The sequence below is a fragment of the Thioalkalivibrio sp. ALE22 genome, assembly GCF_000381445.1.
Lineage (GTDB): Bacteria > Pseudomonadota > Gammaproteobacteria > Ectothiorhodospirales > Ectothiorhodospiraceae > Thioalkalivibrio.
Map to the genome: position 1 here is coordinate 280,203 of NZ_KB906499.1, position 15,802 is coordinate 296,004.

Sequence of the window (15,802 nt, forward strand, 5' to 3'; positions counted from 1 at the left end):
ACCTTCGACCCCGGTGAGATGCTGAGATGGAGGCCCGTTCGCTCTACCGACTACCGGCCGACCCGGCGGCCCGGCAGGCCTCCGCGGCCTGGCTGCGGACCGCCGCAGCCCGGGGGCCGGTGCTCTGGGTGGGGCGGCATGTGCCCGACGGCCTGCCGCACGTGGCGCCGGCACAGGTCGGGCACTGGCTGGGCCACGAAGTGCAGGCCCTGGTGTTCGAGGCCGGGGATCCGCTCGCCGTGGACGCGCTGGTCACCGTGGCCGGGCTGCTGCGCGGCGGGGGCACCCTGGTGGTCCTCGACGGGGTCACCGGTGCCGGCGCATTCGCCCGGCGCTGGCGGACGGCGCTGGCCGAGGCGTGGGTGCGGACGCCCGCATCGGCGGAGGGGTTGCCCGAGGTGCCGGACCGTCCGGCGCCTGCCTTTGCGTGGACGCCGGATCAGGCTGCGGCGCTGGATCGTCTCGCGCATCTTGGTGCCGACGAATGCCTCGCGCTGATCGCCCCGCGCGGTCGCGGCAAGTCGACCCTCCTGGGCGAGTTCCTCGGCGGGACACTCCGACACGGCGGGCCCGCGATCACGCTGACGGCACCGAGTCCACGGGCCGTGGGTGCCCTGCTGGCGCGCGCCCGTCGGTGGGTCGACACGCCGGAGCGTCTCTATCGGGCACCGGATGTCCTGCTGGAAGCGCCCGAGCCCGTGGATACCCTGATCATCGACGAGGCAGCGAACCTGCCGGTGGAGCGCCTGCTGCGCCTCGCCCGCCGTGCCCGGCGCCTGGTGTTGTCCACCACGACCGGCGGCTTCGAGGGGAGTGGCCAGGGCTTCCGGCTGCGCGCGCTGCCGACCCTGGAGGCGGCGGGGTTCCGGGTGCGCGTGCAGCCCATGGCGACGCCGGTGCGCTGGGCGCCGGGGGATCCGCTGGAAGACTGGCTCAACCGGTTGTTCCTGCTGGAGGCGGAAAGCCGGACCCCGGCTACCCAGGCCGTCCGTCTGCGTTGGACGACCGGGGCGGCCCTGGCGGAGTTGCCGCAGACCCTGGAGGCCGTGACGGGCCTGCTGGCGGATGCGCACTACCGGACCCGTCCGTCCGATCTGCTGCGTTGGCTGGAGGACCCCGGCGTGCGCGTGCTGTGCATGGAGGGCGTGACGGACGGGGCGCTGTTCGGCGTCGCACTGATCCAGGAGGAACCCGGCCTGGATCGGGCCCTGGCCGAGGCGGTGTGGGCGGGCGAGCGCCGTCCCCAGGGGCAGTTCCTGCCTTGCACGCTGGCCGCTCTGGGGGGCTTCGAGCTGGCGGCGGAGCGTACCTGGCGCATCCAGCGCATCGCGGTGCACCCGCGCTGGCAGGGGCGGGGCCTGGGCGGCCGCCTGCTGCGGGCGGTCGCGGATCGGGCCGTTGCCGAACGGGTGGCGCTGCTGGGGGTGAGTTTCGGGCTGCAGCCCGCCTTGCTGCGGCTCTGGCAGCGGGAGGGCTACGTTCTGGTGCGCGTGGGGACCCAGCCGGACGCGGCCAGTGGTCAGGTCAGTGGTGTGGTCCTGCGCGCACTCCGGCCCCGCACGGCCTCCGGTCTGCAGCCAATCCAGCGCGCCTTCTGGCGCGACTGGCCGGTCTGGTACCCACGCTTCCTTCCGGCATCCGCCGCGGCTATGGTGAGTGCGGTCCTGGAGGCAACGGCCCGGCCGCTGGCGGAGGCCGAGCCGCACACCGACCTCGCGGAGGTTCGGGCCTTTGCGTACCGAGCTCGGCCACTTGAATGGGCGCTGCCGGCCCTGTTGCGGCAGCTGGAGGCGGCCCCGCCGGCCGATCCGGAAGGCCGCCTGCTGGCGGCGACCCTGGCCGCGCCCGTTGACTGGGATCAGCGGGCGCGTGAGCTCGGGGTGTCCGGGCGGCGCGGCGTGACCCGCAGGCTGCGCCGCGCCGCCCGGACCTGGCTGGAGGTACGTAGCCCGTAGCCCGTAGACCGGGTCAGAGCCGGAACTGCGCCAGGGCCTGCTGGATCTCCTTTTCCACCTGCTTGAGTTCGTCGGAGGCGGCGCTGACCCGGTCGGCGGTGTTGGCCGACTGATCCGCCTCGTCGGAGATCTGCACGATGTTGCGGTTGATATCCTCGACCACCGTGCTCTGCTGGCGCGAAGCGACCGCGATCTGCTCGGTCATCTCCACGATGGTGGTGACCGACTGCCGGATCTGCTGCAGGGCGCCGTTGACCTCGGCGGTATGCTCCATGGTCGACTCGGCCTCTTCCTGACCCTGTTCCATGGCCTTGACAGCACTGGTGGTGGCGGTTTGCAGGCGCGAGATCATGGACTCGATCTCGTCGGTGGATTCCTGCGTGCGGGTCGCCAGCTTGCGGACCTCGTCGGCGACCACCGCGAAGCCGCGGCCATGTTCGCCGGCGCGGGCGGCCTCGATGGCCGCGTTCAGGGCCAGCAGGTTGGTCTGCTCGGCGACCCCGCGGATCACCTCGAGGATGGTCCCAATTTGCTTGGAGTCCTCGCCCAGCTTGGAGACGGTCCCGGCGGCCTGCTCGACGGTGCCGAGCAGCGAGGCCATGGACTCGATGTTCTTCTCCATCACCTCGGAGCCGTTGTTCACCGCATCCCCGGCCTCCTGGCCGGCCTGGGAGGTCGCGTCGGTGTTGCGCGCGATCTCCTCGGCGCTGCTTTGCAGCTCGTTGATCGCGGTGGCGACACGCTCGGTCTCGTCGCGCTGGCGCGAGACCGCCTCGCGGGCCTCGTAGGCCTCCTGGTTCAGGTTCTCGGTGGCGCGGTTGAGTGTCTCGGTGCTGCCGCGCGCGTGGCCGATGGCCTGGGCGATCTTGTCGGTGAAGCGGTTGAAGGCGCGGCCCAGTTGCGCGGTCTCGATCAGCCCGTTCTCGTCCAGGCGGCGGCTCAGATCGCCATCGCCGTCGGCGATCTCCTCGAGCGCCGCGGTGGAGTGGGCCAGCGCGCGCCGCACGACCAGGATGATGAACACCGCGCCGGCCAGCCCGAGGATCACGCCGATCAGGGCCAGGATGCCCTGGGTCGTCTGGGTGGCGCGCATGTCGGCAGTCAGGGCGGCGGCGCTGCGTTCGGCGCGGGCAGTGATGCGCTCGCTGAGTCCTTGCAGATGATCGCGGGCCTCGACCAGCAGCGGGCCGATCTCGGTCCGAATCAGGTAGGCATCCTGCAGGGCCTGTTCGCTGCCGTGGATCTCGATCAGGTCGTCCAGCGCGGTGTTCTGGGTATCCAGGGCCCCCTGGAAGTCTTCCAGCGCGATCTGCTGTTCGAAGTCGAGATCGTCGAACTGGTCCATCAGTTGCGCGGTGATGTCGTTGGTGCGGGTGGAGAACAGGCGCACGTTCTCGCGGAAGGCGTCATCGCGGAAGGCGATGAACCCGCGCAGGTTGGAGGTGACCTGGACCACCGACATGCGCAGCTCATGCAGGGTGTCGAGACGGTCCCAGGAACGCTGGAAGCGCGGCAGGGCCATCTCGGCGTCGATCATCATGTTGGTCTGCTGGGTCATCTCGCGGCTGGCCGGGTTGGCCCGGGCGTTGGCGATTCCCAGGGCCGGCATGTTCTCGGCCGCGTTCTCCGCCACCTCGATCAGGCGGTCCTCGAAGCTGGCGAACTGATTCACCAGGCGGCGTACCTCGGTCGCGCTGGCGGCGAGTTCCTCGTCGGCCGCGATGACCGGATTCTCGTTCAGGGCCCGCGTGGCCGCATCGAGCTCGCGCATCGCGTTTTGCCATGCATCGCGATGCGACTGCTCCTCGCTCATCAGGTAGAAGCCGAGAAACGCCGCGCTCTCCTGCAGCAGCTGCTCGACATCGTTGACCCGGGCGACGGCCGGGTAGTCGGCCTGCGTGAGTTGCTCGACCCCCTGACTGCCCGTGCTCATCGCGCGCAGTGCCAGCACGGAGTTGATGATCAGGATGGCGACGACCAGGCCGAACCCGGCAATCAGCAGCCCCCGGATGGAGAGTTTGTCCAGCATGCGATGACTCCTTCAGCGCGCCCTGTCCCGGGCGCTTCGCGAACCGGCCGCGGTCTCGGAGAGCGCGGACCCGAAAGGTGGCTATTCAACCCCTGTTACGGCAGACCCCCGGCAGAGTTGAGGGGTGGCCGGAAACCCGAGTGTAGACGCGCCGACGCTCAACCGGATTCCAGCTGCTCCCAGCGCTCGAAGCAGTGGGCCAGCTCGGCCTCCACGGTCTCGAGCCGCGCCTGCAGGTCGCGCATGCGTTCACCGTCGCGCAGGGCCTCGGGATCGGTCATCGCCGTGGTCAGTTCCTGTTGCTCGGTTTCCAGGGCCTCGATCCGGGCCGGGAGGGCCTCCAGTTCGCGCGCATCCTTGTAGGACAGTTTGCGCGGGGTCGCCGGAGCGTTTTCCGATGTCTGCGGCGATGGTTCGGGAGCGGGATCGGCCCGCGGCTCCGGGGCGCCGGGGCGGGCGGCGGCCGCGGTTTCGCCCTCCAGCAGCCGCCGCGTGACACGTTCGGGCAGGTCGGACCAGCCACCCACGAACTCTTCCACCGATCCGTCGCCCGGCAGGACCAGGGTCGAGGTCGCGACATTGTCCAGAAACGAGCGGTCGTGGCTGACCACGATCACCGTCCCGGTGTACTCGATCAGGAGCTGTTCCAGCAGCTCCAGGGTCTCCACATCGAGGTCGTTGGTGGGTTCGTCGAGCACCAGCAGATTTGCCGGGCGCAGGAACAGCTTGGCCAGCAGCAGGCGATTGCGCTCGCCCCCGGACAGCGCCGACACCGGCTGTCGGGAACGTGACGGCGGGAACAGGAAGTCTTCCAGGTAGGACAAAATGTGCCGGCTCTCGCCATTGACCATCACCCGGTCTCGCCCCTCGCCGACCGCGTCCTGCACCGTGGTGTCCTCGTCGAGATGCGCGCGCGCCTGGTCGAAGTACGCGATCTCCAGCTGGGTGCCCAGCTTCACGTGACCGGCCAGCGGCTCCATCTGTCCGAGCAGGCCGCGCAGCAGGGTCGTCTTGCCCGCGCCGTTGGGTCCGACGATGCCCAGGGCATCGCCGCGTTGCAGCAGCAGGTTCACGTCCCTGACGATGGGTTTTTCGTAGCCGAAATCGGCGTGTTCCGCCTCGATCACCAGCCGGCCCGAACGCTGTTCCGGGCTCAGCTTCATCTTGACCTGGCCGCTGCGTTCGCGACGCTCGGCGCGCTTCTTGCGCAGGGCCTGCAGTGCCCGCACGCGCCCCTCGTTGCGGGTACGCCGTGCCTTGATGCCCTGGCGCACCCAGGCCTCCTCCTGCGCCAGCTTGCGGTCGAACTCCGCGCGCTGGGTGGCCTCGGTCTCCAGGCGTTCGGCCTGGCGCTCGCGGAATTCCTCGATCGACGGCGGATGTTCATACAGCTGCCCGCGGTCCAGCTCCAGGATGCGGGTGGCTACACTCTCCATGAACTGGCGGTCATGGCTGATGAAGACCACGGTCAGGCCGCTCTCGAGCAGGAACTCTTCCAGCCAGCGGATCGCGGCCACGTCGAGATGGTTGGTCGGTTCGTCGAGCAGCAGCAGCTGCGGGCGCTGCACCAGCTCGCGTGCCAGCCAGACCCGGCGCTTGAGTCCGCCGGACAGCGCGGCGAACTCCGCCTCGGGGTCCAGGCTCAGGCGGGAGATGGTGGTCTCCACCCGGTTCTGCAGGCTCCAGCCATCGATGGCGTCGAGCTGCGACTGCACTGGCCCCATCTTCTCCAGGGCATCCATGTCGCCGCCGGCCGCGGCCTGGCTCAGGTGGTGGAAGCGCTCCAGCAGGCGCCCGGCCTCGCCCAGGCCCTCGGCCACGACATCGAACACCGTCCCTTCAATGCCCGGGGGCAACTCCTGGGTCAGGTAGGCGGTGGTGAGGCCGTCCTGGCAGGTGATCTCGCCCGAATCCGCCTGCGCCTCGCCGTTGAGCACCTTGAGCAGGGTGGATTTGCCCTCTCCGTTGCGCCCGGCGATGGCGACGCGCTCGCCGGGTTCCAGGCTCAGGTTGATGCCGTCGAGCAGGGCGGCCATGCCGTAGGCCAGGTGGATGTTGCGCAGGGTGAGCAGTGCCATTCGAGTTCCGGTCGCGAGCGAGTGTTGTAGCGGGCGCCAAGCCTATCACCTTGGCGCTCTGCGGCGTGCGGTTGGCTGCGTCCAGCCGCCTGCCTCGTGGTGGCTGGTCCTCTTTCGTCATCTGGTGTTTACGGTGCCTTCGGTCCACATACTGCCCGGCGCTGACTCGCCAGCGCGCCGCGCCCGTTGTTGATCAAAAACGGGCTTCTTTGCTCGTGCAAAGAAGTACCCAAGAAACACGCCCGACTGCCGCGACCCCGGCCCGCTGCGCGGGCCGGGGTTTCCCTCGCTCCGAGGGTTTTCGCGGGCGGCGCTGAACTCGCTGCGCCTTCGGCTCCGCTCAGACATCCAGCGCCTTTTTCCCCGCGAAAACCCTCTCCACTCGGCGCGACGACAACGGGGGATTCAAGGTCAAGACAACAGCCGTCCCGACGGTCGTGCCAGGGGAGGATGGCTAACTTTTCGGACATCTTGGGCACGCTCGGCCCTCGGCCGTTGCGTGCCGCGCCCGCAGGGCGGGCGCCAGGGGCTTTCGAGCGGCGTTGCCTATGGTTAGGCGCAAACATGGGGATGCGTTCGGTTTTGACCTTCGCCTCCCGTATGGAGCCCCTTGCGGAAGGGTTCTCGGGCCGGGAGAAGGCGCTGGATGTCTGAGCGAAGCCGAAGGCGCAGCGAGTTCAGCGCCGCCGGCCCAGCACGCCCGGAGCGAGGTTCCCGGGCGAAATCCGGGTGCCCTTCTTTGGGTCCTTTCTTGGGCAAGCAAGAAAGGACCACGCGGCGCGCTGGCGAGTCAGCGCCTGGCAGTATGTGGACCGAAGGCACCGTGAACACCCGAGGCCGAACCAGGACCAGCCACCACGAGGCAGGCGGCCGGACGGAGGCACGTAAAACCGAGATCGCAAAGTCTGCCTCGCTGGCGGCGAGGACGCGAGAAGGCTTCAGGCCTCGCCCATGAGCCAGGCGCTGGCGGCGCCGGCCAGACTCATCAGCGCGAGGACGAAGATCGCCACCTCGGTGCCCGCCAGCTGCGCCAGCAGCCCGAACAGCCCGCCGACCAGCAGCAGGGCACCAATGACCGTGTTGCTGACCGCGGTGAACGCGGCCCGGGTCTCCTGCGTGGCCATATCCACCAGATACGTCTTGCGCCCCAGGCGCACACCGGCATGACTGACCCCGAGCAGGAAAAACAACGCCGCATAGAGCCAGCCGCCGGGTACCAGTGCGTGGTCGGTATCCACCGGCACGAACCAGACGCCCAGCGCGACCGCAATGCCAAGCCCGGCGGCCAGAAGGCCAGACAGGATCAGCACCCAGCGCGCCGAGCGGTCGGACAGGCGCCCCCAGACCGGGGCGCTGACCGCCGAGGCCAGGCCGCTGGCCAGGATCAGCAGCCCCAGGGTGCCGAGATCGCCGGCGGTGGCGTCCTCCGCGAGCAGGACGTAGAAGGGCAGGGCCAGCGCGGTGCTCATCAGCAGGGCGCGGGTCAGCACGAAGTGGCCAAAGGCGCGGTCGGTCCACAGCAGGCGCATGGAGCGGATGGCCTCGGTCACCGCGTTGCCGCCGCCCTCGGTGGAGCCCGGGTCCTCGCGCAGCCGGGTAAAGGTCGCGGCGGCCACCCACCAGGCCCCGGCCGAGGCGGCCAGCAGGGCGACGAAGACCCCGATGCCGGCCTCTTCGAGGTTCGCCAGCGTCAGGTAGATACCCAGGCCCAGGGTGAAGAAGCCGGCCAGTGACGCGGCGTATCCCATCACGGTCCCGCGCTGGTGCTTGGCGATGGTCTTGCCGAGTACGTCCTTGGAGGCGACCGAATTGATCCCGCGCGACAGGGCGAAGACCACCAGCAGTCCGAGGATCGCCCAGCCGGCGGCGACTCCCTCCAGGGTCAGGGCGACGATGGCCATGCCGGCCACCGCCAGCCCCGAGAGCACGCTGCCGAGAACCCAGAAGCCCTTGCGGATGGCCCGGCGGCGAATGGAGGCGGCAACGAACAGTTGCGGGAGCAGTGAGCCAGATTCGCGGATGGGCACCAGGAAGCCCGCGAAGGCGGCCGGGGCCCCGAGGGCGCCCAGCAGCCAGGCCAGGACCAGCCGGGCCGAGGCGAGCTCGTCGCCAATCTTGCTCAGGGTGTTGGCAACCAGGTGGACGAAGAAATTGACCGGCTGCGCGCGGCAGGCGTTCTCCGGGATGTCCTTGCAGACGCGCGCGTCCTCGTCGCCGGCAATCGTCTCGTACAGTCCGATAATCGGGCGCGGAAGCTTGTCCAGGTCGTTGGCGGTCATGAGGTCTTTCCGTTGCGTTGTCCCGTCATTGCGAGGAGCCGAAGGCGACGTGGCAACCTCCAGATGCTGGCAGGGCGGCGGGATATCCGGTGGTGCCGGAAGGCAGATTGCCACGGTGCCTGCGGCACCTCGCAATGACAGGGGCGGGTGCGACGCGCTACCGGCGCCCGGCCAGCGGGTCGCTCGGGTCGACGCTGTCGCGGAACGGCTTGCGCCGGTCGAGGTTGGTCAGCTGGTAGACGTTGCCCAGCCAGTTGTTGATCACCGCCAGCGCGGTGTCGTGCCAGGTGTTGTCGAGGCGGTCCAGCAGCAGTGCCTCGGGCAGGGCCGGGATCTCGGTGCAGTGTTCCAGGGCGGCCTCCACGTGCTCGCGGTGCTCGTCGAGGATAGCGGCGGCCTGCGGCATCAGGTAGTTCTCCGGCAGCGGCGGGTAGGCGTCGCGTTCGCCCTGGATGTAGCGCACCACCTCGCGCTTGTACTCCTTGAGCAGGCTGATCGAGTCGTATTCCGGGTGGCCCTGGAAGAAGACCATGCGAAAGCCGTCGGGCGAGGCCCCCAGATGGATCCCGGACTGGTCACTCTCCACCAGCACGCGCAGGCCGTGGCGCTCGAACTGTTCGCGCGAGACGTCGTTGTAGCGCGAGTGCGGCACGTCGAAACGCGTGTTCACGCCGGTGACCAGCGGATGCCCGCGGTCCACCACGCGATGCGGGAATACGCCCCACAGCTTCTCGCCCATGTGCCGGCGGTGCTCGCCGTAGCGCGCCTGCAGCACGGCGTGGGTCGCCAGGCAGGAGCACAGCGTGGACGTCACGTTCTCCCAGGCCCAGTCGACCACCTCGGCCAGCGGTTCCCAGAAGGGTTCCAGGGCCAGATCCGGCTGGGTCACGTTGGCGCCGGTGATGATCAGCGCGTCGAGGCCCTCCTTCTTCAGGTCCTCGAAGGATTCGTAGTACTGCTTGACGTGGTCGCGCCCCTTCGGCCCGCGCTTGAGCTGCGGCAGGGTGAACGGGTGGATATAGAACTGCGCGATCTGGTTGCTCTCGCCGATCAGGCGAAAGAACTGGCGCTCGGTGGCCGCGAGGGCCGCGTCCGGCATCATGTTCAGCAGCCCGATGTGCAGGGCGCGGATTTCCTGCTGCTGGGCGAAGTCGCTGGGCAGGACGGTCTCGCCCTCGCTTCTCAGGCGGGCAAAGGTGGGCAGGTCGGAGTAGGCGACAAGTGGCATTACAGTCGCGCCTCCCGTTCCAGGGCCATGCAGACCAGGTCGTCGAAGTCGGCTGCGTTGCGCACCCGCGCCAGTTCCGTGGTGCTGATGGTGTAACCGTGGCTCTCGGCGATCGCCTCGTAACGTGGCAGGCGTGCGCGGAACAGGCGCGAGAAGACCCAGCGCACAAACGCGTCGGGGTCGATCTGGGCGACGTAGTCCAGCCCCTCGTCGCGCATGTATTCGGCCAGCTGCTGGTCGAGGAAGGCCTCGCGGTAGTACAGCGGCTTGGGATCGCTCTCGGCGCGCTCGATCAGCTGGCGCTCGTCCTCGTCGGTCGCCTTGATGTAGAGGATCAGCGTGTGCTCCGCGAGGGTCTCCAGCACGCCGGGGCTGTCCAGCTCGCAGACCGAGCCGCCGGCATCGTTGACGAAGTGCGGATAGCCGAACAGCGTCTGGGACTTGCTGATGAAGTCGGGCACGTCGAGCATGGCCTGCACCTCGGCTTCGTGGTGCAGGGTCTGGCGGCGCTTGAACTCGGTCAGCGGCAGCCCGCCCAGCTCCGGGTTGCCGAGCTTGCCGAGGAAGCTCGCCACCGGGTGCAGGTTGTCCACCGTGATGTTGTTGATGATCTGGATCGAGTCCGAGCGCAGCAGGTCACGCAGGAACGGCACGGCCATCGCCTGGGCCTTGATGTTGTCCAGGATCGGTTCGCTCAGGTAGCGCGTGCCGATGCGGTAGTCGCCGGAGTAGTGGAACCAGTCCTCGCGCCGCAGCATGTTGGACAGGCGCGTCTTGCCGACACCGGACATCCCCAGCAGGGTGATGCGGCGGTGGTCCTGATTGCGGTACTCGTCGGGGGTCAGGCGCATGGCTCGGGTTCGGTTAGCGTCGCAGGATGAACAGGATACCGGCGATCACCGCCAGGCCGCTGATGACGTAGTGGTCGTACTGGAACTGCAGCCCCAGCAGGCCGCGCAGGCCGAACAGAATCAGCCAGGCGCCGAGCAGAATATTTCCAAGCATGCGCATCCCTGCGTGTCTCCCGGTTCGTGATTAGCGGATCAACTGGCTCAGCTCGCGGAACTGAGGATCGGCCGCATCGCGCAGCCACTCGAACAGTACCGACTCGTGGTTGGTGATGATGGCGCCGGCGGCGCGCAGGCGCTCCAGTCCGTTGCGCTTGCGCCCGGCATCGCGCGAGCAGACCCCGTCCTCGACCACGAACACGGTCACGCCCGCCTCCAGCAGTTCCAGTGCCGTCTGGGTCACGCAGATGTGGGTCTCCGCGCCGGTCAGGATGATCTGGTCGCCGCGGGTCAGGCGGGTGTGCAGGTCGGCTTCGGCGCAGCAGGAGAAGGCCGTCTTGTCGGTGACCGCGCCCTCGCCGTCCAGCGCCTGCTGCAGGGGGGCGGTGACCTCGCCGAGGCCTTTGGGATACTGGCGCGATACCTCGATCGGGATGCCGAGCTTGCGCGCCGCCTCGATCAGGCGCGCGGCATTGCGCTCGACCTCGGCACGGGCCGCCTCGGGCATCGCGGCCAGCAGGCGTTCCTGCAGGTCGATCAGGACCAGGCGCGAGCGCGCCCGCTCGCAGCGGGCCCGCGGATTGTGCGCGACGGGAGCGACCATTACTCCAGCAGTTCGTCGATGGCCTCGAGGTCGGCCACGCTCAGGCGACCGGCCGCGCGCTGCAGGCGCAGCGACTCGCCGAGGAAGCCGTAGCGGGCCTCGGCGTAGTCGCGTTCGGCGCGGAAGACCTCGCGCAGGGCGAGCAGGACGTCCACCTGGGTGCGGGTACCGACCTCGAAGCCGGCCTCGGCCGCCTCGAACGCGGACTGGGTCGAAACCAGCGCCTGCTCCAGCGCGCGCACGCGCGAGTTGTTGGAGATCACCGACAGGTAGGCGCTGCGGGTGTCCTGAGTGGTGCGGCGCTCCACCAGCGACTGGCCTTCCTGCGCAGCCTGGAAGTCCTCGCGGGCCTGGCGGGTCAGGGCGCTGACGCGCCCGCCGGTGTAGAGCGGGATCTCCAGTTGCACGCCGACCTGGGCGTCGGTGCCCTCGAAGAAGGCGCCTCTGGCATCAGCTGGTACATCCAGGCCGTGGTAGCGGTTCTCGCGCACCGAGGCGTTCAGGTTGAGCCGCGGCAGGCCCTCGGCGCGCTGGCGCTGGATCTGTTCGCGGGCGGTCTCGGTGCTCAGGCGCTGGGCGGCCAGTTCCAGGTTGTTGGCGAGCGCGATATCGACCCAGGCCTGCGGATCGGCCGGTTCCGGCGGGGTCAGCTCGGCCTCGTCGCGCAGCATGTCCAGCTCGTCCCAGTAGGTGTTGGTGATCACCGCGAGCTGCTCGCGGGTCAGGTCCAGCTGGTTCGCGGCGGCGATGCGCTCGGCCTCGGCGATGTCGCGCTGGGCCTGGGCTTCGGTGACGTCGGTACGGGCGACCAGGCCGACATCGAAGCGGCGCTGGGTCTGTTCCAGCTGGCGCTCGATCGCCTCGACCTCGGCCTCGCGGAAGGCCAGGGTTTCCTGTGCGATGAGCACGTCGAAGTAGGCCTGGGCCACGCGCAGGATCAGGTCCTGGCGGGCGGCATCCAGTTCGGCCTCGGCGCGGGCGATCTCGAGATCCACCTGCGCCAGCTCGATGTAGTTGCGGCGGTCGTAGAGGCTTTGGGCCAGATTGACGCCGAAGCTGGTCTCGCGCCCATCAATGCTCGGTTCATTGCGGCCGTCGCGGTAGAACGCGCCGGCCTCGGCCTGCCCGGAGATCTGCGGCAGCAGGGCAGAGCGCGCGAGCGGCCGGTTCTCCAGCACGCTGCGGTACTCCGCCTCGGCGGTGCGCAGTTCGGCGTCTTCCGCGGCCGCGCGCTCGTAGACCTCCATCAGGCTGGAGGCGGTGGCGGGGGCCGAGATCACCAGGGCCAGCCCGGCGGCGGCGAGAAGCGACGGCAGACGGTTCATGGACGCGACTCCGGAGGATATTAGGAAACGCCTATCCTATCAGAGCATGTTCCGGCATGGGGCCTCCGGCGCGCGCCCCGTGCCGGGGCGCAGGCGACCGGCTCAGAATTCGAACGCGGGCTTCGGCTCGAAGCCAACCAGCGGCTTCACGCGGGTCTCGAACAGGCCCTCGTGGCGGCAGTCGTCTTCGGTGGTCCGGGTGATCAGCTGGGCCTCCATGATCGGGCCATCGCCAGTGACCACGAATAGCCGGCCGCCGAGCGTCAGGTAGGGCTCGAGGAAGTCGTCGTATTCGGTCATGCCGCCAGTGAGGATGATCGCGTCGTAACGCGGGCGCGGCGGGGTCCAGTCACGGGTCACCGTGGCGGTGCGCAGGTGGGCGTTATCGAGACCCAGATCCGTCAGGCGGTTACGCGCCGCGAGACGCAGATCGTCGATCCGCTCGATGCTGTCGACCCGGGCCGCGAGGTGGGCCAGGCAGGCGGTCACGTAACCGGAACCGGTGCCGATCTCCAGTACCGTCTCGGTGGGCTGCGGCGACACGGCCTGCAGCAGCCGGCCGACCACCACCGGCGGCAGGGTGTTTTCGCCGTGCCCCAGCGGGATCTCGGAATCCGCATATGCCAGGGCCTGGTAGGGCTCGGGCATGAAGCGTTCACGCGGCAGGGTTTCCATCACGTCCAGCACGCGCGTATCGAGCACGTCCCAGGGGCGAACCTGCTGCTCGACCATGTTGATCCGGGCCTTGGCGAAATCCATCGCGGTTTCCTCTGTACGCTAAACAGCCGCGAAAGAGTACGTTCACGCGCCGAAACAGGCAAGTAGGAGGCCAGCCCTCTGGCCGATGGGGTGTTGACCAGACCCCATCGGCCAGAGGGCTGGCCTCCTGCGGGGGGGGTGCCGCTATTGCCCGTAGGAGCGCAGCCCCCTGCGCGATGGGGTTCTGGTGATGCCCTATCGGCCAGAGGGCTGGCCTCCTACGCGTCGGGGTGCTCGTCGAGGACCTCCGCAATCGCGCGGATGCGTTCGCGCTGCAATGCCTCGCCCAGGGCCTTGCCCTTGTAGCCCTCAGCCATCAGGGCCTGCGGTTGCACGGCCTGCGCGGCGGCCACCGCGCGGCGTACGGCATCGGCCTGCGGGTAGGGCTTGTCTTCCCAGCCGGTGCGCCCGCGGAAATCCGCCTCCACTGCGAGCAGGAAGGGCTCGACGTTCTCCGGGCGGCGCAGGGCGTCCAGTCCGTCCACCAGCTTCATTACGGTCTTCGGGCGCAGTTCGAACACGCGATGGACCAGGCCGTGGTAGCGCGCCACGCGCACCGCGAGGTCGCGGTAGCGATTGGGGATGCGCAGGCGTTCGGCCAGGGCGCGGATCAGGTCCACCCCGCGTTCCTCGTGCCCGTGGTGACTGGGCAGGATGTCGGGGTCGGTCGTGCCCTTCCCGAGGTCGTGCACCAGTGCGGCGAAGCGCACCTCCGGGGCGTCGGACAGGCGGGTCGCCTGGTCCAGGACCATCAGCGTATGCACGCCGGTGTCGATCTCCGGATGGTAGCGCTCGGGCTGGGGTACGCCGAACAGCCGCTCGATCTCCGGGAACAGGATGGCGAGTGCCCCGGCCTCGCGCAGTACCTCGAGGAAGCGCCGCGGTGCGGGGCTCTTCAGGGCCTTCTCGCATTCTGCCCAGACGCGCTCGGGGACCAGCGCGTCGACCTCGCCGGAGGTGACGAGCTCGCGCATCAGGGTCAGCGTGTCGGGGGCCACCTGGAAGCCCCAGGGCGCGAGCTGGGCAGCGAACCGGGCCACCCGCAGCAGACGTACCGGATCTTCGGCAAAGGCCGGGGAAACGTGGCGCAGCCATCGGGCTTCCAGATCTTCCCGTCCGCCATAGGGGTCGATCAGGCGGCCGTCGGTGTCCTCGGCCATCGCGTTGATGGTGAGATCGCGGCGTTCGAGGTCGTCCTCCAGGGTCACCTCGGGCGAGGCATTGAACTGGAAGCCGTGGTAGCCGCGCGCGGTCTTGCGCTCGGTGCGCGCCAGCGCGTATTCCTCGTGGGTCTCGGGGTGCAGGAAGACCGGGAAGTCGCGTCCGACCGCGCGAAAGCCCGCGGCCTCCATCGCCTCCGGCGTGGCACCGACGACGACGTAGTCGCGTTCCGTGAACGGGCGTCCCAGCAGGCGGTCGCGAACCGCACCGCCGACGAGATAGGTCTGCATGGCGGCCCCGGGTTCGCGATCCGGGTCAGCCGCGGCCCGATCCGCGGTTGAGAGTACGCAGTTGCTGCATGCGGGCCTCACGCCCGGCGCCGCCGCCACCCAGATAGCTGGGGGCAATGGATTCGAGCCGGGTCGGGCAGGGCAGTTGCTGCTCGCCGTCGCAGACCGAGTCGATGGTCAGCGAGGCGAAGTTGTCGCGCGACAACGGTTTGCCGGGCACGAATTCGAGCACGCTGGCCTGCAGCTTGCCGGCCCAGTCGGGCAGGCCGATCACCGGGCGCCGGTGACCGGAGACGCGTCCGACGTAGCGCACCAGCTCGGCCAGGGTATAGGTCTTCGGGCCGCACAGTTCAAAGCCCTGCCCGAAGGTATCCGGGTCGTCGAGGGCCTCGACGAAGTGCTCGGCCACATCGCCGACATACACCGGGGCGAAACGCGCCCGGGCGCGGGCCAGGGGCATCATCGGCGAGAACTTCAGCAAAGTCGCGAAGCGGTTCAGGAAGGAATCCTCGGGGCCGAAGATCACCGACGGGCGAAAAACCGTGACCGCCAGGGATTCGCTGGCGAATACCGCCTGTTCCGCCGCGCCTTTGCTGCGCAGGTAGTGGCTGGGGGCGTCGTCCATGTCCGCCTTGAGCGCGCTCATCTGCAGGAAGCGGCGCACGCCCTGGGCCTCGGCGGCCGCCAGGGCCTTCTCGGTCAGCTCGGTATGGGCGGTGCGGAAACCGGCGCCGCTGTGCCCGCGCTCGTTGAGGATGCCGACCAGGTTGATCACCGCGTCCTGCCCCGCGAACACGCGCTCCAGGGTGGCGGGGTCATGGGCGCTGCCTTCGACCAGATCCACCTCGGGGTTGACCAGGAGATCGCGGTGGCGATGCGGACGGCGGGACAGCACGCGGACCTTCAGGCCGCGATCAATCAGTCGGCGAATGATGTGGTGGCCGACGAAGCCCGTGCCGCCCAGCAGGCAGACATTGCGAATCGAATCGATCGACATGGTGGCAAGGTCCTTCCGAAAGCGAATGCGGGACGTCTTATACTCGGGTGACCTGCATTGTTCAAACAAGCCCGTATTTCGGGCCCTGAC

At 69.0% G+C, this 15,802-nt stretch carries 13 protein-coding genes; 2 read left to right on the forward strand and 11 right to left on the reverse strand.

Annotated features, from left to right (window positions below):
* Nucleotides 1-26 precede the first annotated feature (26 nt).
* Complete coding sequence (locus tag F793_RS0101355; protein WP_018881869.1) at nucleotides 27-1,955, forward strand: GNAT family N-acetyltransferase; 1,929 nt, start codon at nucleotides 27-29, stop codon at nucleotides 1,953-1,955.
* Nucleotides 1,956-1,968: 13 nt separating this feature from the next.
* Here F793_RS0101355 and F793_RS0101360 read toward each other — a convergent pair whose 3' ends face one another.
* Together F793_RS0101360 and F793_RS0101365 are read right to left on the reverse strand one after the other, a co-directional pair.
* Complete coding sequence (locus F793_RS0101360) at nucleotides 1,969-3,984, reverse strand: methyl-accepting chemotaxis protein (protein ID WP_018881868.1); 2,016 nt, start codon at nucleotides 3,982-3,984, stop codon at nucleotides 1,969-1,971.
* 158 nt (nucleotides 3,985-4,142) lie between these two features.
* A complete protein-coding gene (locus F793_RS0101365; RefSeq protein WP_018881867.1) occupies nucleotides 4,143-6,062 on the reverse strand; it encodes an ATP-binding cassette domain-containing protein in 1,920 nt (639 codons plus the stop codon).
* Between the two features lie 450 nt (nucleotides 6,063-6,512).
* On the opposite strand from F793_RS0101365, the gene F793_RS14115 reads away from it, so the two are divergent.
* On the forward strand, nucleotides 6,513-6,716 hold the full coding sequence (locus tag F793_RS14115) for a hypothetical protein (protein ID WP_081618662.1): 204 nt from the start codon (nucleotides 6,513-6,515) through the stop codon (nucleotides 6,714-6,716).
* Nucleotides 6,717-7,000: 284 nt separating this feature from the next.
* Here F793_RS14115 and F793_RS0101370 read toward each other — a convergent pair whose 3' ends face one another.
* The 9 genes from F793_RS0101370 to F793_RS0101410 form a co-directional block, all read right to left on the reverse strand.
* On the reverse strand, nucleotides 7,001-8,341 hold the full coding sequence (locus F793_RS0101370) for an MFS transporter (RefSeq protein ID WP_018881866.1): 1,341 nt from the start codon (nucleotides 8,339-8,341) through the stop codon (nucleotides 7,001-7,003).
* Nucleotides 8,342-8,498: 157 nt separating this feature from the next.
* Nucleotides 8,499-9,569, reverse strand: coding sequence for a homoserine O-succinyltransferase (locus tag F793_RS0101375; RefSeq protein ID WP_018881865.1), 1,071 nt, complete (start codon nucleotides 9,567-9,569; stop codon nucleotides 8,499-8,501).
* Nucleotides 9,569-10,420, reverse strand: coding sequence for a hypothetical protein (locus F793_RS0101380; protein ID WP_018866677.1), 852 nt, complete (start codon nucleotides 10,418-10,420; stop codon nucleotides 9,569-9,571). Before F793_RS0101380 ends, F793_RS0101375 begins: the two co-directional genes overlap by 1 nt.
* A gap of 13 nt (nucleotides 10,421-10,433) precedes the next feature.
* On the reverse strand, nucleotides 10,434-10,574 hold the full coding sequence (locus F793_RS14060) for a hypothetical protein (RefSeq protein ID WP_196799362.1): 141 nt from the start codon (nucleotides 10,572-10,574) through the stop codon (nucleotides 10,434-10,436).
* 30 nt (nucleotides 10,575-10,604) lie between these two features.
* A complete protein-coding gene (locus F793_RS0101390; protein ID WP_018881864.1) occupies nucleotides 10,605-11,180 on the reverse strand; it encodes an isochorismatase family protein in 576 nt (191 codons plus the stop codon).
* Nucleotides 11,180-12,505 (reverse strand): TolC family outer membrane protein, encoded by a 1,326-nt coding sequence (locus F793_RS0101395; protein WP_018881863.1) that lies wholly within the window; start codon nucleotides 12,503-12,505, stop codon nucleotides 11,180-11,182. The genes F793_RS0101390 and F793_RS0101395 overlap by 1 nt, the downstream gene beginning before the upstream one ends.
* Nucleotides 12,506-12,607: 102 nt before the next feature.
* The gene (locus tag F793_RS0101400) at nucleotides 12,608-13,264 is read right to left on the reverse strand and encodes a protein-L-isoaspartate O-methyltransferase (RefSeq protein WP_018866680.1); all 657 of its coding nucleotides are present in this window, start codon (nucleotides 13,262-13,264) and stop codon (nucleotides 12,608-12,610) included.
* A gap of 218 nt (nucleotides 13,265-13,482) precedes the next feature.
* Nucleotides 13,483-14,715, reverse strand: a complete 1,233-nt coding sequence (locus F793_RS0101405) for a multifunctional CCA addition/repair protein (protein WP_018881862.1) — start codon at nucleotides 14,713-14,715, stop codon at nucleotides 13,483-13,485.
* Between the two features lie 25 nt (nucleotides 14,716-14,740).
* Entirely contained in the window at nucleotides 14,741-15,712 is a 972-nt protein-coding gene (locus F793_RS0101410) for a complex I NDUFA9 subunit family protein (RefSeq protein WP_018866682.1), read from the reverse strand.
* Between the last annotated feature and the right edge of the window lie 90 nt (nucleotides 15,713-15,802).